This window comes from Nitrospirillum amazonense (genome assembly GCF_007828045.1).
GTDB classification, from domain to species: Bacteria; Pseudomonadota; Alphaproteobacteria; order Azospirillales; family Azospirillaceae; genus Nitrospirillum; species Nitrospirillum amazonense_C.
Genome location: NZ_VITN01000034.1, coordinates 1 through 20919 on the forward strand (window position 1 = coordinate 1; position 20919 = coordinate 20919).

At 66.7% G+C, this 20919-nt stretch carries 13 protein-coding genes; 1 reads left to right on the forward strand and 12 read right to left on the reverse strand.

All coding sequences use genetic code 11. From position 1 onward, the window contains the following. The first annotated feature begins 263 nt into the window (after positions 1-263). Complete coding sequence (locus FBZ89_RS28495) at positions 264-1337, forward strand: alpha/beta hydrolase (RefSeq protein ID WP_145754277.1); 1074 nt, start codon at positions 264-266, stop codon at positions 1335-1337. Here the strand turns inward: FBZ89_RS28495 and FBZ89_RS28500 are convergent, their stop codons facing one another. The 12 genes from FBZ89_RS28500 to FBZ89_RS28555 form a co-directional block, all read right to left on the reverse strand. Further along, positions 1338-2372, reverse strand: coding sequence for a fumarylacetoacetate hydrolase family protein (locus FBZ89_RS28500; protein WP_145754279.1), 1035 nt, complete (start codon positions 2370-2372; stop codon positions 1338-1340). It abuts the gene before it with no gap. Positions 2373-2383: 11 nt separating this feature from the next. Further along, a complete protein-coding gene (locus FBZ89_RS28505) occupies positions 2384-3538 on the reverse strand; it encodes an alpha/beta hydrolase family protein (protein ID WP_145754280.1) in 1155 nt (384 codons plus the stop codon). Positions 3539-3856: 318 nt separating this feature from the next. Beyond that, positions 3857-6037, reverse strand: a complete 2181-nt coding sequence (locus tag FBZ89_RS28510) for a methyl-accepting chemotaxis protein (RefSeq protein ID WP_145754282.1) — start codon at positions 6035-6037, stop codon at positions 3857-3859. Between the two features lie 461 nt (positions 6038-6498). Further along, positions 6499-8880, reverse strand: coding sequence for a TonB-dependent receptor plug domain-containing protein (locus FBZ89_RS28515; RefSeq protein WP_246172860.1), 2382 nt, complete (start codon positions 8878-8880; stop codon positions 6499-6501). Between the two features lie 303 nt (positions 8881-9183). Further along, the gene (locus tag FBZ89_RS28520; RefSeq protein WP_211115398.1) at positions 9184-9597 is read right to left on the reverse strand and encodes a Rieske (2Fe-2S) protein; all 414 of its coding nucleotides are present in this window, start codon (positions 9595-9597) and stop codon (positions 9184-9186) included. Between the two features lies 1 nt (position 9598). Next, the gene (locus tag FBZ89_RS28525) at positions 9599-10534 is read right to left on the reverse strand and encodes a VOC family protein (RefSeq protein ID WP_145754284.1); all 936 of its coding nucleotides are present in this window, start codon (positions 10532-10534) and stop codon (positions 9599-9601) included. Positions 10535-10768: 234 nt separating this feature from the next. Then, the gene (locus FBZ89_RS28530; protein ID WP_145754285.1) at positions 10769-11755 is read right to left on the reverse strand and encodes an OmpA family protein; all 987 of its coding nucleotides are present in this window, start codon (positions 11753-11755) and stop codon (positions 10769-10771) included. A gap of 184 nt (positions 11756-11939) precedes the next feature. Next, positions 11940-13853, reverse strand: a complete 1914-nt coding sequence (locus tag FBZ89_RS28535; protein ID WP_145754287.1) for a CopD family protein — start codon at positions 13851-13853, stop codon at positions 11940-11942. Between the two features lie 18 nt (positions 13854-13871). After that, positions 13872-14246 (reverse strand): copper resistance protein CopC, encoded by a 375-nt coding sequence (locus tag FBZ89_RS28540; protein ID WP_145754288.1) that lies wholly within the window; start codon positions 14244-14246, stop codon positions 13872-13874. Positions 14247-14307: 61 nt separating this feature from the next. Then, positions 14308-16620, reverse strand: a complete 2313-nt coding sequence (locus tag FBZ89_RS28545) for a TonB-dependent receptor (protein WP_145754290.1) — start codon at positions 16618-16620, stop codon at positions 14308-14310. Between the two features lie 172 nt (positions 16621-16792). Continuing rightward, positions 16793-17335: a hypothetical protein gene (locus FBZ89_RS28550; RefSeq protein WP_145754291.1), complete on the reverse strand. Its 543-nt coding sequence runs from the start codon at positions 17333-17335 to the stop codon at positions 16793-16795. Between the two features lie 222 nt (positions 17336-17557). Further along, positions 17558-20692: a TonB-dependent receptor domain-containing protein gene (locus tag FBZ89_RS28555; protein WP_145754292.1), complete on the reverse strand. Its 3135-nt coding sequence runs from the start codon at positions 20690-20692 to the stop codon at positions 17558-17560. Between the last annotated feature and the right edge of the window lie 227 nt (positions 20693-20919).

Here is a 20919-nt window from a genome sequence, read left to right on the forward strand (position 1 = left end):
ACATCCGTCGACATGACTTCCATGGCGAATGGAACTACACCATTTCGCCAAACACACCGACCAGATTGAAGCGATAATTTATCAACAGACCCTTATCAAGCAGCGCAGCCAAACGGGTTTTAGCTTCAAAAGCGCCTACGGTGGCCATGCCGGATCTCAAACTGGTTGGAAGACTAGTTTAAATCGAGAGTGAGCTTTTGTCCCCGGAAACTTCCCGCCCCCGCGCCCGTATCACCGGCGGTGACCGGGTTGGAAGGGTTGACATGGCGATATGGCGAGTGGTGCAGGTGGTGGTGTTGGCGGCCTTGCTGCCCTTGTGCACCGGCTGCTTCTTCGCGGCGCGGCAGGGGGTGAAGGCGCTGCGGGGGGATAAGCCGGCGGCGCCGGCGGTCTGCGACGGCACGATGCTGCCGCCGGGCATGCCGGCCGGGGTCGATGGTCCCTATGCCCTGGTGCAACATACCGTGCGGAATGCCGCCACGGGCCGCGAGGTGCAGGTCTTCCTGCCGGCCCAGGCGCCCGGCCCCAGCCCGGTGATCCTGTTCGCCCACGGCTTTGGCGCCGACCGCTGGACCCTTTATGAAGGGCTGATCCGCCACTTGGTCAGCCGGGGGGCTGTGGTGGTCTTCGCGCCCTATCCCACCCTGGACGCCACGCAGGACCAGCGCTATGGCGCGCTATGGGACGGCTTCACGGCGGCGGTGGTGGCCGAGGGAGCGGCCATGGACCTGACCCGCGTGGGCGTCATCGGCCATTCCTTCGGTGGCGGGGCGGTGCCCTTCCTGGCCAGCCGCGCCTTCGTGGATCGGGGCTGGGGCAGCCGCGGCGGTTTCATCCTGATGCTGGCGCCCTGGTACAGCTATGGCACCAGCGACAATGACCTCGCCCACCTGCCGTCCTGGATCCTGCGCGGCTGGCAGGTCTATGACAGCGACACCGTGAATGACCAGCGCATGGCGGCTGACCTCTACGCGCACACGCCGCCCACGGCCGGGCGCTATTTCTTCCAGGCCAATTCCGGCACGGTCAGCCTGCCCAAGGGGGCCGCCTGCCCGCTGACGGCCGACCATCGCACGCCCGTCCAGGGCAATTCCCCGCTGCTGCAACGCCTGGCCGTCTATCCGGTGGTGGATGCGCTGGCCGACCAGGCCTTCACGCCCAGCGCCGACACGGCGGCGAAGCTGGCGGCCCTGGGGCACCAAGGCGACGGCGGATACCATCCCCTGGTGCGTGAGGACACGCCCGCCCCAGCCAAGGCGCAGGATGCCTACCGCTGGCCCTGGACGCATCCCCGCAATCCTCGCCAAGGGCCTCGCCAGGGCGAAGGCCTGCCCTGATCAGCGGGCCACTGGCACCACCCGTTGGTCGATGGCGCCGAAGACGCTGCCACCGTCGGCCAGCTTCACCTCCATGCGCACCCGGTCGCCATAGCGCATGAAGGGGGTCTTGGGCTCCCCCTCATCCAGGATCTCGATGCCCCGCCGCTCGGCGATGCAACTGGACCCCACGGTGCGATAGCTGTCGTTGGACACGGTGCCAGAGCCGATGATGGTGCCGGCGCACAGATCCCGCGTGCGGGCGGCATGGGCGATCAGCTCATGGAAGCCGAAGGCCATGGCCCCGCCCTCGGCGGCGCCGAAGCGCTGGCCGTTGAACCACACGTCCAGCGGCCGGTGCACGCGGCCGGCCCGCCATGCGTCCCCCAGCTCATCCGGCGTCACCGCCACCGGGGCCACGCTGCAGGGCGGCTTGGCCTGCACCCAGCCGAAACCGGTTTTCATCTCGCGCGGCGCCAGCACGCGCAGCGACCAGTCGTTGATCTGCACCACCAGGCGGACGTGGGCCAGGGCCTGTTCCGCCGTCACGCCCAGGGGCACGGCGCCGGTGATGACGCCGAACTCCCCCTCGAAATCGATGCCGTCCGCCTCCGACGGCAGGGCCACATCCTCGGTCGCCGCCAGGAAGCGGTCGGAGACGCCCTGGTACATCAGGGGCTCCGCCCCCTGCACGTTATCGATCTTGAACACCTTGGCCATCAGCTCGCCATGGCTGAGATAGGCGGAACCGTCCAGCCACTGCCAGGCGCGGGGCAGGGGGGCCAGGGCCTGGGTGGGGTCGAAGGGGAAGGTGTCGCGGCCGATATTGACGGCGTCGTAAAGGGCCTGGAGCGCGGGGGCGACCGTGTCCCAGCGCTCGACGGCGTCCTGCAGGGTGGCCGCGATGCCGTCGGCATAGGCGGCACGGCGCAGGTCTCGGGACACGACGGCCAGACGGCCGTCACGGCCGCTGTTGGTCAAGGCACGGCCGTCACGGCCGCTGTTGGTCAAGGCACGGCCGTCGCGGGTCTCGTTGGGCAGGGTGGCGAACTTCATCGGATATTCCTTCAGCCCACGTTTCCGCCAAACGTCTCGGCGATCCAGTCGGCGATGTAGTCGCGGCCGAAGGACATGTTGTCCACGCCGACATGCTCGATGCCGCCCTCGCGCGGGGTGAAGATCTTCAGCTCGCGCTTGGGGCTGTTGACCAGCTGGTCGTAGGTCTGGTGGGCGTAGTCCAGGCTGATCTGGCGATCGTTCTGGCCGTGGGTGACCAGGAAGGGCACCTTGATGCGCTCCACCACGCCGTTCAGGGTCATGCCTTCCGCCTTGGCGAAGAAGTCGTCCATGTCCTGGGCGCCGAACACCCAGCTGACATGGGCCCAGTAATGCGGCACGGGGTTTTCCCCCTCGCGCGCCAGGCGCTTGTGCTGCACCTCGGCCCAGTTGTGGTTGGCGCCCCAGACGACACCCAGGGCGAAGCGCGGCTCGAACGCCACGGCGCGCGGGGTGTAATAGCCGCCCAGGGAAATGCCGGCCATGCCGATGCGCTTGGGATCGACGTCGTCCTGCGTCTCCAGCCAATCCACCACCTTGGACGCCCACTCCTCCGATTTGTGGGTGGCGGGCAGGTTGTGCAGGCGCAGGGCCTCGCCGCTGCCCGGCTGGTCGATGCACAGGGTGGAGACGCCCCGGCGCAGCAGCGCGTGCGGCAGACGGGACCAGTACAGCAGCTCCTTGCAGCTATCCAGGCCGTTGACGTAGACGACCACGGGCTTGGGGCCGGGGCCCGGCGCCCGGGTGTACAGGCCGGCGATGACGCTGCCCTGGTAGGGGATCTCGATGCGCTCGGCATTCTCCTTGCCCAGCACCATGGCGCGGCGGAAGCTGTCCTGCGCCTTGGCATAGGTGTCGGCCCGGCCGGGATGGCCGTGGCCCTGCATGCGCTCCGCCGTCGTGTAATAGAGCGAGGCGCGCTGCAGCTTGGTGCCAGCGGAGAAGTTGCGGCCCCGGGCCTCATCCTCGGCGGCCAGATCCACCAGCTTGTCGGCCATGGCCACCCAGTGCTTCAGGAACTCCCCCGTGCCGGTATCCTCCCCGCGCGCCGCCGCGTCGCGCAGCGGCCGGCACATCTCATCGATCTCACCGATCTGGGCGCCGGACTCGATGGCGATGTCCACCGACAGGTTCCAGACGTAATTCTTGGGGAAGTATTCGAACATGGGGTCCTGGCCTCTGGTCGCGAAAGGGACGCTGGGCCTGGGGCGGCGGGCTGGACCACGGGGATGGGGCGGCACCCGTGGTGACCGCTCGGGGGGCATGGTTCCGCCCCCACAGTCGCTTTCCCTCCCGCCGTCCGCCGGTGGTCCTTGGGGCACCAACGATACGCACGGGTGCACCCTGACGCGGGGTTAGGCATTTGTGAAATCGAACGATGCGATGGGGCGCTAACGGTTTGGGTGATGGTGCGGTGCCGCCTGCCGAATGCCGCGTCCGGTCCCCACCTGCCGCTGACAGGCGGAGACCGGACGCGGGCTGTGTCACGCCGCGCGGATCTTGGCAAGGAAGCCATCGACGGCCTGACCCAGCCGCCCGGTTTCGTGGGAAATCTCGCCAGAGACCTTCATGACCTGGCTTGCCGCCTCCCGCGTGTCCGCCGCGGCCTGGGTGACGCCCTGGATGGTGGCCGTGACCTCCTGCGTTCCGCTGGCCGCCTGTTGAACGTTGCGGGCGATTTCGGCGGTGGCCGCGTTCTGCTCCTCCACCGCCGAGGCGATGCCCGTCGTGATGCTGCGCATTTCCTCGATCACCCGGCCCACGCCTTGGATGGTGGTCGCCGATTCTCGCGCCACCTGCTGCATGTTGGCGATTTGCTGAGCGATCTCGTCGGTCGCCTTGGCCGTCTGGTTGGCCAGGGTTTTGACTTCCGATGCCACGACGGCAAAGCCCTTGCCGGCGTCACCCGCCCGTGCCGCCTCGATGGTGGCGTTCAGCGCCAGCAGGTTGGTCTGCCCCGCGATGGAGGAGATCAGCTCCACCACGTTGCCGATCTTCTCGGCCGCCGTGGTCAGACCCATGATCTGGACGTTGGCCGCGTCCGCCGTGCGTACCGCGTCCGTGGCGATGGTCGTGGACTTGGCCACCTGGCTGGCGATCTCCTTGATCGAGACAGACAATTCTTCCGTGGCGGCGGCGACGGTCTGCACGTTGGCGCTGGCCTCCTGCGAGCCTTCGGCCACCAGATTGGCCTGGCTGTTGGTCTGGTCGGCCGTAGCCGTCATGCTGGTGGCGGCCCCACCCATCTGGTCGGCGGCCCCGCTCAGGGTGGCCACCACCGCCTTAACGCTCGCTTCCAGCTCGCTCGCCATGCGGCCCAGGGTCTCCCGTCGTTCCGCCTCGGCGGCGGCTTGCATGGCGCCGCGTTCCTCCTCGGCACGCCTCAGGTCGGCCGCCATCTTGTTCAATGCCTGTGCCAGGGTTCCGGTCTCGTCCAGCTGATCGACCACCAGGTCCTTGTCCGCCCGGCCGGCGGCCACATCCTCGGCGAAGTGGGCGCTGGCACGAATGGGTCGGGCGATGCCGCGGGCCACAAACCACATGCCGCCAACCGCGCCGGCGGCGATGGCCAGTGCCACGACCAGCTGTAGCGCCGTGTCGCGGTTGCCGCGATGCAGCAGCGCGCCGTCGAGGGCCGTCGCCTCTGCCATCGCCACAGCCCGCGGCACGTCCACCAGCACGGACCAGGGCGTCTTGGTCCGGCCTAGGGTGATGGGGGCGAACGCCTTGATGGAGTCGGACGCCGCGTCCATCGTCACCTGCTGCTTGCCGGCCTGGATGACCGCCAGATCGGCCTGCCAGTTGTGGTCGAAGCGCTCGAAGGAACTGCCGATGGCGTCCGGATGTTCGCTGGACGCGACGATTAGCCCCATGTGGCTGATGATGGTGACTGACGCCTTGCCGCTGAAGACGGAGGCCTTCACCTGTTCGGCCAGATGCTGCACGAACGACAGGTCGAAGTCGGCACCGGCGACGCCGCGGAATTTGCCGTCGATCATGATCGGCACCGACATGGTGGCCAGATAGACGTTCTTGCCCTGCACGATGTAGGGCAGGGGGTCCAGAATGCTTTCGCCGCCGCCGCCCTGCGGCCCGATATACCATCCGCCCTTCATGACGCCGTTGGGATGCAGCGCGTGGCTATCGTATTCCACCAGCGGCTGGATGGCGATGTGGCCCGAAGCGTCGCGCGTCCAATAGGGCAGGAAGCGTCCCGTGCCGTCGGAACCCACGTCATGCCGGTCCTTGAAGGCGGTGTCCTGGCCATCCAGGGCATCGGGCTCCCAGGCGCTGTAGGTCCCGTTGAACCGGGGGTTGGCCTTCAGGACGTTCAGCAGGACGGCGTTGAACTGCGCGCGCCGCAGGGCTGGCGCGGTGCTGATCTTGTCCTGGGCGTCGGCCAGAACCTCAAACGCGCGGGCCATGTCACGGGCACTGTCGAACGCCCCATCGAGGGTGGAGCGGATGATGCCGGCCTGGGTGGAGGCCAGGGTCTGCAGACCCTCCCGCGTCTTGCTATCGGTCAGTTCCCCGACTTGCTCGCCAACGAAGGCCTTGGTGTTGCTGGACGCGACCAGTCCATAGCCGACCAGGGCGCCCGTCGCTCCCAAAACGCACAGGGCGGAAAGTAAACTGATCTTGGTCTGTAAGGATTTGAAACGCATGGCAGCTTCCTGGATTACGGGGGCCGGCGAAGTCGGCGTCTATCCAGGGAAGATACATAGGTAGGTCCGTTGTCAGGTGATCCAGATCAAAGGATAATGGTTAATTGCCTTGATCATATACCAACGGATATATTCACATCATGATACCACTTCCAGATCGATGACTATTTCAAAATAATAAATGAATAACTATCGTTAACATCGTTCTGAGATTGACTTCATTCAGTACCATCGCACCGCATGCCGGGTGCCGATCAGTCGGCGGTCGGGCCATTTCCTTTGCCGAAGGGTGGGATGCTCTTTCTGCGATGGTGCTCCCGTGATTTCTATCACGCAAAAAAGGGCCGCCGGCGGGAAGTCCGGCGGCCCCGAGGTGCCTTCCAGGGGGCCAACCCGAGGAAGGGAACTGGGGAACGATCACCCCATCTCCGTGGTACGGCCGGGGCGGGGTGGTCCCGACATCAGAAATCGTATTTCAGGCGCACATAATAATAGCCGCCGTCATAGCCGTAGGGGCTGCTGAAGGAGTATTGCTGGCCGACGCCATAGGTGCCGAACTCCGGCCGGATTTTGGCGGGATATTTATCGCCCACGTTCTGGCCGCCGATGCTGGCGGTCAGGTCGTCCAGCACCTTGTATGAGACCTCGGCGTCGAAGATCCAGGCGGGATCGAAGTTCTGGCCCAGGCAGGTGGTGCCGCAGATGCTGACGTTATCCTCCCAGGCGCCGAAATAGCTGGCGCGGCCCAGGATGCTGAACTTGCCGATGTCCCACACGCCGGTCAGCGTGGCGCGGTAGTGCGGGCTTTCGTTCTGCAGGTCCTGCACCTGGCCCAGCCCAATGACCGTGGGGTTGTACTTGGTGACGACCGTGTGGTTGATGTTCATGGCCGCGGTGGCGTGCAACTCGCCCGCCGTATCCAGGTCGAAGGTCTTGTTGGCGACGATGTCCACACCCTGGGTGCGGGTGTCGAAGCCGTTGGCGAAGTAGTTCACCTGGCCGCCCACGCCCACCGCCGCCAGCGCCGGCTGGGCCACAATGTCGGCCGCCGTCACCGAATAGGTGCTGGTGATGCCGATGCGGTCCTCGACCTTGATGTTGTAGTAGTCGACGGTCAGGTTGACCTTGTAGGGCAGGTCGAAGACCAGGCCGCCGGCGATGTTGAACGAGGTCTCGGGCTTCAGCGCCTGGGCGCCGTAATAGCGGGCGATGGCGCTGCCCACGGGGTAGGTGCCCTGTTCCACCGGGTTGCCGTTCTGGAAGATGGTGGTGACCTTGGACACGTTCTCCTGGCCCGGCGTGGGCGCGCGGAAGCCGGTGTTGACGGAGGAGCGGACGGCCAGCCAGTCGGTCAGCTGGTAGCGGCCGGTGACCTTCCAGTTGGTGGTGTCGCCGAAGTCGCTGAAATCCTCATAGCGCAGGGCGAAGCCCAGGCTCAGATCCTTGATCACGTCCGCTTCGGCGTCGGCGTAGAAGGCGTAGTTGCTGCGCGGAAACTGGCCGGCGTCGGTGGGGGTGAAGCCCGGCATGCCGTTGGACCCCACCGGCACGTAGGCGGCATAGGCGCCGGAGGTGTAGGACGCGGCGTCACCCGGGGTGATGGTGTAGGTCTCGCGCCGGTATTCCGCGCCGCCCGCCAGGGTCAGGGGGCTGGCCAGCCAATCGATGTGGACCGGGTAGGTCAGGTCCAGGTTGAGGTCCGTCTCCTCCTGCGTCTGGGTGCCCACGTAGAACTGGGTGGGGCTGACGGGACCCAGCGAGGGGTTGACGGTATTGGTCAGGTTATAGCGCACCTCATCCCGGCCATAGCTGGCGCTGGCGTCGATGATCAGGCCGGATTTCAGCGTGGTCTTGTAGCCGCCGGTGATGCTGCTATCCAGGATGTCGCCGTAGAACCAGGGATGGTAGCCGCCGGGGTAGACGCTGGCCCAGGAGAAATTGCCGCCGCTGGTCAGGGGGAAGGTCGTGCCCAGCCAGCTGCTGACCGGGTCGCGGTAGTAGAAGCTTTCCTTCTCGTTGCTGTGGCCGAAGTTGCCGAACAGGTAGATTTTGGAGTTGTCGGTCAGGTCGACGCCGCTGTTGATAAACAGGCGTTCGGCCTCCACCGCGTTGTCGCCCCAGCGTTGGTTGGGCGTGGGATAGCCCTTGGGGCCCGGATTGTAGCCGGACGCCTTCAGGTCGGTGACATCGCTGCGCTCCACACCCCGGTCGGTGGGGTCGTTCTTCTGGTACTCGGCGCTGATGTTGACGAAGCCGCGATCGCCCAAGGGCAGGCCGGAATTCACCTGGATGTGGCCGGTGGCGCCGTCGCCGGCATAGTCCTGGCCCCACTGCACGATGACGCTGCCGCCGTCGGCGGCATCCTTCAGGGTGAAGTTCATGACGCCGGCGATGGCGTCCGACCCGTATTGGGCGGAGGCGCCGTCGCGCAGCACCTCCAGCTGCTTGATGGCGATGGCCGGGATCTGGTTCAGGTCGGCCCCTTGCGAGCCCGAGGTCTGGGCGTCGCCGGCGATCTGCACCAGGGCCGAGCGGTGGAACCGCTTGCCGTTGATCAGCACCAGGGTTTCATCCGGCGGCAGGCCGCGCAGCGTCGGCGGGCGCACGATGCCCGAACCGTCGTCGCTGGAGAAATGGCCGACGTTGAAGGAGGGCACCAGGGTGCGGATCAGGTCTTGCGTGTCGCTGCCGGCTTGGCGCTCCAAATCCTCCGGCGTGAAGACATCGACGGGGGAGGGGCTGTCGGCCACCGAGCGGTCGATACGGCGTGTGCCGGTGACGACGATCTCGCTGAGGTTGTCCGCGTCGGCGGGTGCCGTCGCGGCCCAGGCCCCGGATGACATCGGAATAGAGGCCAGCGCCGTGCCGGCCAGAAGAGTCAGCGCAGTAAAAACGCGCGCACGTCGCCATTCATGCGCGGACCACCGCGCACTGCCGCAAAATCCCATATGAAGTCTCCCAGATTATCGTTTCGATACGCGTCTGGGTCGCTTCGTGGTGATTTGTCCCTATTTGCCCGTTTCGCGCTTGCAGCACGTCTTGCTCTTGGGGAAAGCGTACGGGACGCGACTTAGGGTTGGGGATGCGACATTTCGCCTTCGGCTGAACGGAGTATGACCATGCCGCGACGCAGGCGGGCGCGGGGATCAGCGCAGAAGGGGGCTGTCAGGGGCCACGGCGAGGTACAGCCAGCCGTCCTCGATGACCAAGGGCAAGGATGCCAAGGACATACCACGGCAGGGCCCGTCGGTGCACAGGCCGGTGTCGGCCTCGAAATGGGCGCCGTGGGCATAGCAGAGGATGCGCTGGCCGTCGCCGGACAGGAAGCGGTCCTTGCGGTATTCCAGCGGCACGCCCTGGTGGGGGCAGTGGTTGCGGTAGACCCGGACGCCGTCGCTGCGGCGCAGCGCGAACACCGTGTCGCGGCCGGATTTCACCGGGTCGAAGCCCCGCGCCTGGCCCACCGGCGGCAGGGTATCCAGGGCGCACAGCGGGGTGCGGGGGCTATCCGGATCTTGCCCCGGGGCTGGCGCCCCGGGGATATCGGATGGGACGGGCACCTCAGTGCGCGCCGCCCTTGGGCGGTGGGCCGCTGGGGAACCACTTCTCCCGCGCCGTGAACAGGAACAGCTGGGAATTGTCCGCCCCCGGCGGGCGGTGGCGGGCCTCCCACGTGTCGTCGTGCAGGTCCATGTCGGCGTCGTACTCCACATGGCAACCCAGCGGGCTGTTGAAGTACCAGAACCAGTTGGACCCGAAGTAATGACGGCCAGGCCCCCAGAAGGTGGTGTAGCCCTTGGCCTCGAACCGGGTGCCAGCCAGCAGCACCTCCGTCCCGCTGCCCATGTGGAAGGTGAAGTGCTCCACCCCCTTCATGAAGGGGGGCGTCTGGATCAGGAACAGGGTGTGATGGTCCTCCGTGCCCGCCGGGCGCAGGAAGGGGCCGACGCCGATGAACTTGTCCGTCAGGCGGAAGCCCAGGCGGTTCACGTAGAAGGCTTCCGCCTGCTCCATATTGGGGACGAACAGCACCACGTGCGACAGGGTGCGCGGCTCGACCTTCATGTCCCAGTTGATGCCCAGCAGGTTGGGCCCGCGCTGGGGCGGGTGGCCGGGGGCGTTGGTCAGGTCGGCCGGGGCGGTGTAGGGCCGGCGGGTGGTCAGCGCGAAGCTGAGGTGGAAGCCGGAATCGTCGTCGGCGTGCACGCTGCCGCCCTCACCCCGGCGCACCTCACGATCCTTGGACAGCTCCGCGGCGATGGCCTCCAGCGCCGCCGCGTCGCCCACGCCATAGACGATCTCGCGAATCGAGGGGGCGGGGCCGATGGCCGGCGGCAGGCGGGGGTCGTCGTCGGCGCGGATGATGACGCAGGTGCCATCCAGCGCCTCGAACCGGCCGTCACCGGTCGGCTGCAGGCCGTAATCCGTCAGGTACTGGCTGCAGGCGTCGACATCGTCGACGCCGAACACCAGGGCGTCCGGTCCGATGATATTCATGAGGCGTTCGTCTCCCGAGTAGGGGCCGCCCTCTGCCGTGGGGCGATCCAGCCTGAAATCTAGGGGGCCGGCCGCGCTGTTAAAAACCGTTCCTATCTATGGCATGTATGGATGAAACCGATGGATCCGGCGGGGGAACGAAGCCCGCATCTATGGATGCCGCCAATGGCTCCGCAGCGGAAATATCCGTTTCCCATGGGGCCGAGGGCCGACACCGGCGCCGCCTGATCCCAACTACTGCTGCACCAGTTCCACCCGCCGGTTCTGCGCCCGGCCGTCGTCGCTGTCGTTGGTGGTGACGGGGGCCAGCGACGCGACGCCCTTGGCTGTCAGGCGCCCTTGCGCGATGTGGTAGGTGCCGGTCAGGGATTGCGCCACCGCGTCCGCCCGCCTCTGCGACAGATCCAGGTTGTGGGCGAACTGCCCCTGGCTGTCGGTGTGGCCCACGATGTAGACCTTGAGCGCCGGGTTGGCGGTCAGCAGCTTGGCCATCTCATCCAGCTGGGCCTTGGATTCCGGCTTCACCTCCGCCTTGTCGGTGTCGAAGTAGATGCCGTAGAGCGCGACCTTGCCGCTGCTGGCCAGGCTGTTCTTCATGGTTCCGCTGTCCATGATCTGCACCTGGCCGGTCTGCATGGGCTGGATCTCCACCACTTCCTCATTCACCAGGGTGCGCTGGTTGGAGCTGTCTTCCATGATGTGCAGGAAGACATAAGCGTCGCCGGTTGGCCGGGGCAGCTTGGCCAGGATGGTCCGGTGGGCCCCGCCGAAGGCGGCGTCGCCTTTGCCCGGGGGCAGCACCTTGCCGGAGTTGATGACCAGGCTTTGGAAGTCATCGCCGCATTCGTCCTTGGCGCAACGGAACAGCGTCTGGAAGCCGGCTTTCCGCAGCGCGTCCTGATAGTTGCGCTCCACCTCCAGCGCCGATTTGCCGGCACCGATGGTGTACCAGACCCGCGTGATCTTGCCCTCCAGGTGCAGGCCCTCGGCCTTGTCCGCATCCTTCACCGGCCGGTCGGGCAGGAAGGCTTCGTCGAAATCCTTGTGCTCATAGGCGGTGATGGTGGCGCCGGCGAAGCGCGAGACCAGCGGATGGTCCTTGGAGCCGGGCACGTCGCCGGCGGCCAGCACCGGGGTTGCCGCCAATAACGGCAGGGCCACCGCCAGTACTGCCTGGTAGTTCCTTGCCTTAATGGAATGATAACGAGAAGAGATCGTCATGATCGTTCCAAGTCCGCCGTCGCTGTTCATGAAATGACGGATTTGGATAGGGTGCGGTCTGCTGTCGGGCAAGCCCCGGGGCCCGATTCCGGATTGGGTATGTCATCGGGAATACGGGTTTGGGGGTAGCGACCTGCGCGCCAGGGAGACGACAAGGCCCTTGCGTCCCTTAGTCATTAACATCTCAGTGATGGTGATGCCCGCCGCCGCCGGTGGCGAAGGGATGGCGTTCGGCTTCTTCGGCCTTAGCCGCCAGCACGGCGATCGCGGCCGGTGTCGCCGGGAAGGGGCCCTGCCAGATGGTGCGCAGGGCGCCCCGGCTGTCCACCAGCACCAGTAGAGGCCCCTCCGCCGCGCCGCCGATGGTGCGGTAGGCCACGGCCGCCTCCGGACTGGTGCTGCCGCAGGCGGTCGCGGGAGGGGCACGGTCGGGGTCGGTGCTGACAATGATGGGCACCACCGGTGTCGCCTGCACGGCCGCCAGGGCTTGCGGGGACACCTCGCCATAACCGATGGCCAGCAGCAGCGGGTGGCCGGTGAGGTCGGCCAGGCTGCCGGCCCTGGCCAGCGCCCCGTCGGCCGGACAGCTCAGGTCCAATTCCGGGGCGGGCATGCCCCAGGTCCACACGCCCTTGGCCTCCGCCACCGTCGTGCCGCTGTTCAGGGTGTGGATGTAGTCGATCAGCGCCCAGCGGTCGTCTTCCGACAGCTGGGCCTCGAAGGCCGGCATGACCGGCTTGCCGTCCGGGTCGGGCATGCCGTGGCTCAGCCACCAGAAGATGTCACCCTCGCTGTGGTCCAGCAGATGGTGGGCGGTAAGGTCGGCGGGCGGTATGCTCAGCTTGGCCGCGTCGGGCCCATCACCGGCGCCCCCCGCGCCGTGGCAGCGGGCGCAATGGCCGGGGAATAGGGAAGCCCCCTGCGCCACCGAAGCGGCGGTGAAGCCGGTGGGGGACGACCAGTAGCTGGTGGGGAACGCCTCCACCGTCAGCAGGTCCAGGTCGGGCACGCCGAACCACAGGAAGCCGGCCGCGAACACCGCTTCCACCAGCCGGCGCTTCCACGACAGGCGTCGCCACGCCCCCTTGCCCGGGGGAAAGACAACGCTGATCACGGACAGGATGCCCATGGCCGTCAGCGCGATGGCCTTCCATGCCAAGCCGCCATAGTCGGGATCGGACAGGATCTCGCCGCTCAGCTTGCGGGCGAAAGGCCACAGCGGCTGGTCGTGCACGCCCGGCACGATGCTGGCCAGCCAGGCGGCCAAGGCCACCACGGCGGTGCCCAGGGACAGTTCCACCAGCACGCAAGCGCGCAGCAGTCCCAGCGGCACCGTCCCCCGGGCCAGGCCCGGGGCGATGCGCCAGCGGTTCAGCGCGGCGCAGCCCAGCATCAGGGCGAACAGGACGGCCTTGGCGATGGCGACATGGCCATACGTGGTGCCGATCAGGCCGGCCAAGGTGCCGATCAGGCCCACGCCGTTCAGCAGGGCGGTCGCGGCCAGCAGGGTGACGCAGGTGACGCCCAGGGGGGAGAAGCGCGCGGCCAGGTCCGCCGCCAGCGCCGGGCGCGACAGGGCCAGCAACAGCCCCGCCATGCCGCCCAGCCAGGCGCCGGCCGCCAGCAGGTGCAGCACCTCCGCCGCCAGGCCCGGCAGGCTGGCGGCGTCGAAGGTGACGGCGACATGGCCGACGCCGGCGTGCAGCGCCAGCGACAGGCCCAGCAGGCCGGCCAGCCTTTGCACCGACAACCGCTTTTCCAGGATCACCGCCGCGACCAGCAAGGCCAGTCGCGGCAACACGACATGGCCGTAACGGGTGGCCGCCGTGGGGGCCAGGGCACCCAGCACGGCGGCGGGACTGCCGTCACCCACGAACACGGCCGCCTGCGCGGCGAACCACAGCAATCCGGCCACGACGGCCGATCCCGCCGTCCCGCATGTCCAGTGGCGCAGGGTGGCGGTCAGGTCGTCACGGGCGGGGCCCGCGGGCGCCTTCGCCACCACCAGGGCGGCGAAGGCGGGCAGGCCCCAGGCGACCAGCGCCAGGGCGAGGTGTAGCGCCCGGGCGATGGCCAGGCCGGTTTCCAACGTGTTCATAAGATGGGTTTAGACGCCTTACTTCTGAACCTCAAACGTGAAGCTGCCGTTGGACTTGTGGGTGTCGACCGAGGTGACGGCCCAGGTCACCGTGTAGGTGCCGGGGGCCGCCCCGTCGATGCTGACGATCAGGTGCTTGGCGTCGGCCGGATCGGTGTGGGTGTCGCCCTTGTCCACCTTTTTGCCATTCGGACCAGGCCCGGTGACGGTGATGGTGCTGAACTTGGGCTCCAGATCCTCGGTGAACCAGGCGTCCACCTGGGTGGGGCCGGCGACGGTGCCGCTGGCGGTGGGGACGGAGCGCTTCAGGTGGGCATGGGCGGCGGCGGTCCCGGCCAGGCCCAGGGCGATGACGAAGGCGGCGGCGGACGCCGCGACGGTGCGGAAGGTCATGGGACGTATCCTTGAAGTGATGGGGAAACGGGTGATGTGACCGGCATTATGGCGGCGCGTGTCAGAGCGACACTTTCAGGCCGCCGAAGAAGGTCCGCCCCGGGAAGGGATGGTAGAGGAAGTACTTCTCATCATTGAGATTGTCGACGCCCAGGTCCAGCGTCAAATTGTCCAGCATCTTGTAGTTGATGTGGACATCGGCGACCAGAAAGCTGTCGAAGGCGCCGAAGACCTTGGCCACGCTATCGGTGTTGTCCAGGGTCGAATACTGCTTTCCACTATAGCGGCCGGCGATGGTGAAGGCCCATTGCTCGTCCGGCCGGTAGGTCGCCGCCAGGGTGACGCGCCAGTCCGGGACGTAGGGCACATGCTTGCCCGTGGCCGTGGTGCCGGTGGGGCTGGCGAAATTGGGGTCGGACAGGATGGTGCTGTCGACATAGGTGACGCTGCCCGACAGCTCCAGCCCCTTGACCAGCACATCCTGCTGGCTGGCGGCCAGCTCGACGCCGCGGTTGCGCACCTCATCCACGTTCACGGTGTAGCTGACCGGCGTGGCCCCCGTCAGGAAGGCGGTCTGGGCGATCAGGGCGTCGCGGGTGTTCTCCTGGAACAGCGACAGGCGAACGCGCCCATCCGCGAAGGGGCCATCGGTGAAGCTGCGCTCGATCGCCAGTTCGCCGCTCAACACCCGTTCCGGCTTCAGGGTGGCGTTGGGCACGGTATAGGTCAGGCCCGTCTGTACCAGCTGGTAGAGTTCGCTGACCGTGGGGAAGCGGTAGGCCTCGCCGAACGACGCGGTGACGTGCCAGTCGGCGGTGGGCGTCCAGGTCAGGGTCGCCTTGGGCGAGAAGGCGCCCCTTTCCGCGTCCGGCTGCTCCACGCCCTTGCCGCCGCTGTAGTTATAACCGTCGAAGGCCTGCCAGCGCTCCAACCGGCCGCCCAGGGTGACGGTCCAGTCGGGCAGGAAGCTCCATTCGTCCTGCGCCCACAGGGCCAGGGTCTGGGTTTTGCCCCGGCCGCTGCTGTACAGGCTTTGACCCTGGTCGCTGCCGCTCTGCCAGGTGGCGGTGTTGTAGGTGGGGTTGACCAGCTCATACTGGTCGGCGTGCAGGCCGGCGCTGACCGTGTTGGACGGCGTGGTGCGCCACAGGGCCTTGGCGTCCACATTGGTCCAGTTGGTGCCGTCCATGCGGGCGATGCGGCCGGCGGTGCTGAAGCCGGTGCCGCTGGCGGTCACGCCGGTGGGGGTGCGCTGGATGTCGTCCAGCATCTCATAATGGCTGGCCGTCACCTCCGCGTCCCAGGGGCCCTTGCTGTCGCTGCGCAGGGTGACGCTCTGCGCCAGATGGCTTTGCCACAGGCTGTACTTGCCGCTGGCGAAGCCGGACAGGCCGGCGAAGGTGGGGGTGCCGGCGGCGTCGCGCAGATAGGTCTGCACGTCCGATGTGGCGTCGTTCTGCCAATAGCCCAGGGTGTAGCTCAGCCGCCAGTCTGGCGACAGGTCATAACCCAGCTTCAGCTTGGCGTTGGTCATCTGGGTGTGCAGCAGGCCGCTGGCACCCACCACGTCGGCCGCCGCCCCGGTCTTGTTCAGCGCCAGGAAGGTGCCGCTGGTGCCGGTGGGCACCTTGCCGTTGGTGACGAAGCTCAGCGGCTGGCTGTCACTGTCCTGGTAGTTGGCGCTGAGCGACCAGGTGAAGCGCCCCATCCGGTCGCCGGCGTGCGCGCTGGTCTGCGAGGTCACCAGGTCCTTGTGCGTGCCATAGAGGCCGAAGCTCTGCACCGCTTCCGACTGGCGGGCATCGGCCTCCAGCTTGTCGGGCGTGCGGGTGGTGATCTGCACCACCCCGCCCATGGAATTGCCGGCATAGGCGGCGGAGTAAGGGCCGTACAGCACGTCCACCCGCTCGATTTCCTCCGGCGCCACCAGGCCCCAGCGCGGGGCGCCGATGGTGTTGTTGTTGGCGATCAGGGCCGAGATCAGCACGTCGTCGGCATAGACCAGGGTGCGGGCGCTGGAGTTCACGCCCCAGGTGCGGGTGGCCAGAACGGCCTGGGTGTCGCCGTTGTTGCGCTTACGCAGGAACAGGCTGGGCAGGTATTTCAGCGCGTCCTCGCTGTCCAGGACGTTCTGCGTCTCCAGGATGGTGGCGCCGGTGACGCCCACCGCGGTCTGGGGGGCGGCGTACTTTTCCAGGGCCGGCCGGTCGGCGGTTATCACGATGGGATTGGTGGCGAGGTCCAGGTCGGTGTCGGCCTCGGGCGCCGGGGCGGCCAGGGGCGAGGCGTACGGAACCATGCCCAGGAGGCCGACGCCCAGGGCGATGGCGGCGGTGAGCGGGCGGCGCGACGGGCGCCGGGATAGGCATACCATGAAGGCGATCCCTTCGGGGGACGGACGGCGGCGGCCCGGGACGGTGCCGGGCGGCGCGGACGCGGCCGTTCAGGACAAGGGTGCCGTCGCCGGCCCCGGGAAGGGGCCGGACGGCGGGCGATGTCGGGATGCCCGGGGTGGGAAGGTCGCCGAAACGCGGGGTGCCCCGGGCTCAGGCGGCCAGGGGTGGGGCGCGGGCGCCGGGCGTGCCGGGCAGGCGCGAGGTGAAACGACGGGTCCGGGTGCTGGGCCGCCAGCTTTGGCGCGTCTGCCGCGTCGGCAGGGCCAGGATCAGCAGCAGCAGCGGGACGGCCAGCGCCGCCAAGGCGGCGAAGGCGCAGGGCCCCATGTGGTCCTGGTCGCCGCCCGGCCGGTGGTCGTGATGGCCGGCATGGCCCTGCGGCATCAGCAGGCCGCCCGGTTCGGCATCGGGATGGTGGTGATGCGCGTGCGCCACGGAGGCGGCCGGCACGGCCATGTCCGTGGGAGCCATGACGCGATCCAGCACGTCATGCACGCCGGGGCAAAGCATGAAGGGTGCCGGCCCACCACCGGTGTTGACCATATAGCCGACCGGAATCAGCCCGCGCAGCAACACCGCCGCCAGCACCAGCCAAGCCCATCCGCGCGGCATGCGCCGCACCCGGCCGAGGTCCAGGAACCTCAGCGCGGCGGCCGGCACAGCCGACAGGGGGGACAGGGGGCGGGATGTCATGGTGCTACTTTTGTGCGTGGAAGGCCCGTTGATCGGCAACCCGAATGATGTGTTGCCCAGCATGGTACTTCCAAACCCCTTTTGTCCACCCTGAGATGGATCAAGCTTGGCACCCATGACCTACGGCGTGCGGTTGGCCGTGCCTTGGCGGGCCCTTCCTCTCTACCAGTGATGGGTTGTGGGCCCGCCCCCGGGGACACCGGGGGCGGGCGCCTTTTGGGATCAGAACTTGAACCCAGCGCTGAGCCGATAGTACCGTCCCAGGACGGCACTGTAGTAACGGGGTAAAGCAGCGGAATAGAAGCCGGCCGACGGGAAGGGAACGTGGGAATTCAACACGTTGTCCACGATCAGCCGCACGCGGTAACCACCTTCGAATTCATATCCCGCCGACGCATTGTACATCACGTACGCGTCCATCGTCGGGTATTCGTAGTTGGACAGCGGTGTATTCACGTTGATGCGAGCTTCACTATAATATTGGGTCTGCCATAGGAAATCGAAACCACCGTTCTTATAGTTGATATTGGCGGTGAAGTTGTTGCGAGGCTCGCCAACCGCGCCAACCGTATACTGTTTGTCGCCGGTGCCGATCTTGTAATAGTGGCTGAAGGTGTGTAGGTAATTGACGCTGAAATCAATGGCGCCATAGTTGGCGGGCAGGCCCATGTCTTCAAGGTTGAAGGCATAGTCCAGTTCCGCCTGCAGCGCCTTGAAGCTTTCGATGGCGGCGTTGTAGTAGCCTTCGGCGACCGAGGTCACCTGCCCGCTGCCATCGCGCACGAAGGTGCTGCAGAACGCGTTGCCGGGGGCGCCGTCGTAACAGGCGTTCAGCAGATCGGTGGCGCTCAGCTGCGCGATCTCGTTGGTGATGTCGATGCTGATATAGTCGGCTGACAGTGTCAGCCCAGGGGTGTAGCGGGGCCGCAGCACGGTACCCACCGTCCAGCTATCGGCGATCTCGTTTTGCAGGTGCGGATTGCCGGAACTGGTGCCCGGGCTGGTGAAGTCCACGATGTCGGACGTGAAGGGCTGGGTGATGCCGACGGCGGCGCAGTTGGCGGCACGGTTGGCCGGGTTGGGGCCGCCAGTGATGTAGCGGTGGTCGCAGGGGTCGTCGGCGGTGGTGTAGATCTGGCCCGTGGGGCTGTAGGCCTCGGTGATGGCCGGGGCGCGGAAGGACCGGGTGTAGTTGCCGCGCAGGGTGATGTCGCGGATGGGCTGGTAGGTGCCGCCGCCGGTGTAGGACCAGAAGGTCCCGGTCTGGCTGTTGTCGACGAAGCGCGCCGCCCCCTGCAGTTCCAGGCTATAGACCAGCGGCAGCTTCATGTCCGGCGCCACCACGGGGATGTTCACCTCCCCGAAGCCCTCGTTGGTGTGGTACTCGCCCGCCACCGGGTCGATGGGGATGCTGTTGCCGAACTGGGTACGGGTGCCGTCGCCATTGGGCTGCCCGTAATAGAAGGCTCCGGGGTCGAAGGCTGTCGTCTCGCGCCGGTATTCGTAGCCCAGCGAAAATTTGGCATCGCCGGCCGGCAGGGTGACGATGCTGCCGCCGATGTTAGCGAGAACATCGTACTGCGCGTTGTCCTGGCTGGGCCGAGCGATGGCGGTGATGTAGTCCGTCGCCGCCTTGCTCGCCTGGTTCACGCCGAAGATGTTTAGCGGTGCGCAGGTGCTGCTGAGGGTGGCGATGGCGGCGTTGGTATAGCCGGGGGCGCACACGATGTTACCGCTGCTGTCGCGCACGGCGTTGAGGGCGTTGAAGAGGTTCTGGGTCACCACCTGCCGGTCCTCATTCGAGGTTTCCGATTTGCCGTAGGTGCCGGTCACGTCCCAGTTGAAGGTGCGGTTGAGCGCGGAGAAATCCCCCTCCAGCCCCGCCACCACGCGGTAGACGTTGGTCGTGGTGCGGAAGGCGCCGGTGGCGAGATCGGTATTGGCGCGGGCCAAGTAGAAGGTGCTGGGATCAGCGTCGGCGGCCACCAGGTTGTTGATGATGGTCTGGCGGTCGGCGGCGCTCAGAAAGGGATTGTCGGTCTTCAGGACCAGGTTGCCGTTAGCGTCGCCCGCGGCGCCGAACAGGGCCGTGTTGTAGAAGGGCTGGTCGCGCAGGTTGGCGGCGCGCAGGCGGCCATACCACAGTTCGGTGTTGAAGCGCACATGGTCGGTGAGGTCGTAGTGGCTTAGTGCCGTCACCTGCACCCGGTTACTTTCCACCTGCAGGTTGCTGTAGTCGCTGATGGGGAAGCCGCTACCACCCGCCTGGTACAGGGCGCTGCCCGTGAGTTGGCCGTTGACGAACGGCGTCAACTGGCCGTTGGGGCCGAAGAACAGGGCTTGGCCGGACGGATTGGTGATGGATGAGGAGACCTGGCCCGCGTAAATTGGCACGTCGTCCGCTACCATGGGCATGCCGGTATTGGTGAAGACGTTGTAGTGTAGGCCACCCGAGAACAGCTGCTGCGTATAGGTGTGGCCCCTGGTGGCGCTTCCGAAGAAGGTGTCGGCGCCGCCGACGCTGCCTCTGCGATCTTCGTTCGTCAGGCCGTTCTGCTTGTCGTACTGAACCCCGATGGTGATGTTGCCGCGACCGTTATTGAAGTTGCGGCCCAGCACGGCGGATGCATTGTAGTCGGCGGAGTCCCCATACTCCGACAGGCCGGTCTCAACATTGACGTCGGCGCCCTGGAAATCTTTCTTCAAGATGACGTTGACGGTACCGGCGATGGCGTCCGAGCCGTAAATGGGCGCCCCGCCGACGGCCACGATCTCGGTGCGGTCAACCATGGCCGTGGGGATGGCCGACAGGTCCACCGGGCTGCCGGCGACGACCCCGAAAATGGATGAGGTGGCGGATGAAACGAAGCGGTGGCCGTTCACCAGGGTCAGGGTACGCTGCGACCCCAAATTATATAGGTTGACGAAGGTCTGACCGGCGCCGAAGGAACCTTGGGCGCCTACGGGGCCGTTGGCCGGCACGCTGAAGGCCGGCAATTCCTGCAACGCCGTGCCCAGATTTGTGAAGCCGCGCTTGGCGATCTCGTCCGAGCCCAGGACCTCGGCCGGCTGCATGGTATCGAAGTTGGCCCGGCGGATACGCGACCCGGTGATGACGATTTCGTTGAGGGACGTCGTTTGCTGCGCCCCGGTGGCGGCGGTGCCAGTATCGTCCGGCTGCTGCGCGGCTTGCGCCACCTGTGCCTGCATCGTGGGTGCCGCAGCGGCGGCGTCGATCTGCTGCGCCAGGGCTCCAGACGCCGCGCCCATGGCGCCGATGGCAGCGCCTAGCATCAGGGAGATGCGCAAATGGCTCATTTCGCGGGAGAAATGCGATGATGCGGTAAACCGACCCATGATAGCCCCATTGTTATTGATGCCCGTTTGGTCATCAGTGGAGGTTGACCAAACGGTCAGGGTCAATACGGTTTCATCGCAGATCTGTTTATGTTCAAAGCGTCCGTCGCAAGAATGCAACACAATGGGTAAAATTATATAACTTTCCGGTGCGGCGATATGACCGCACCTACCCCCATTTTGGCTAGACGAGCTCGCCTAACGATGTGACCCACGGGCGCAGGCGA

Excerpts from the sequence above, each read along its gene's own strand:
- FBZ89_RS28515 (WP_246172860.1), bottom strand. The coding sequence starts at position 8,880 with ATGTCATCCGGGGCCTGGGCCGCGACGGCACCCGCCGACGCGGACAAC.
- FBZ89_RS28525 (WP_145754284.1), bottom strand. The coding sequence starts at position 10,534 with ATGAATATCATCGGACCGGACGCCCTGGTGTTCGGCGTCGACGATGTC.
- FBZ89_RS28540 (WP_145754288.1), bottom strand. The coding sequence starts at position 14,246 with ATGACCTTCCGCACCGTCGCGGCGTCCGCCGCCGCCTTCGTCATCGCC.
- FBZ89_RS28535 (WP_145754287.1), bottom strand. The coding sequence starts at position 13,853 with ATGAACACGTTGGAAACCGGCCTGGCCATCGCCCGGGCGCTACACCTC.
- FBZ89_RS28530 (WP_145754285.1), bottom strand. The coding sequence starts at position 11,755 with ATGACGATCTCTTCTCGTTATCATTCCATTAAGGCAAGGAACTACCAG.
- FBZ89_RS28545 (WP_145754290.1), bottom strand. The coding sequence starts at position 16,620 with ATGGTATGCCTATCCCGGCGCCCGTCGCGCCGCCCGCTCACCGCCGCC.
- FBZ89_RS28555 (WP_145754292.1), bottom strand. The coding sequence starts at position 20,692 with ATGGGTCGGTTTACCGCATCATCGCATTTCTCCCGCGAAATGAGCCAT.
- FBZ89_RS28510 (WP_145754282.1), bottom strand. The coding sequence starts at position 6,037 with ATGCGTTTCAAATCCTTACAGACCAAGATCAGTTTACTTTCCGCCCTG.
- FBZ89_RS28550 (WP_145754291.1), bottom strand. The coding sequence starts at position 17,335 with ATGACATCCCGCCCCCTGTCCCCCCTGTCGGCTGTGCCGGCCGCCGCG.
- FBZ89_RS28500 (WP_145754279.1), bottom strand. The coding sequence starts at position 2,372 with ATGAAGTTCGCCACCCTGCCCAACGAGACCCGCGACGGCCGTGCCTTG.
- FBZ89_RS28495 (WP_145754277.1), top strand. The coding sequence starts at position 264 with ATGGCGATATGGCGAGTGGTGCAGGTGGTGGTGTTGGCGGCCTTGCTG.
- FBZ89_RS28505 (WP_145754280.1), bottom strand. The coding sequence starts at position 3,538 with ATGTTCGAATACTTCCCCAAGAATTACGTCTGGAACCTGTCGGTGGAC.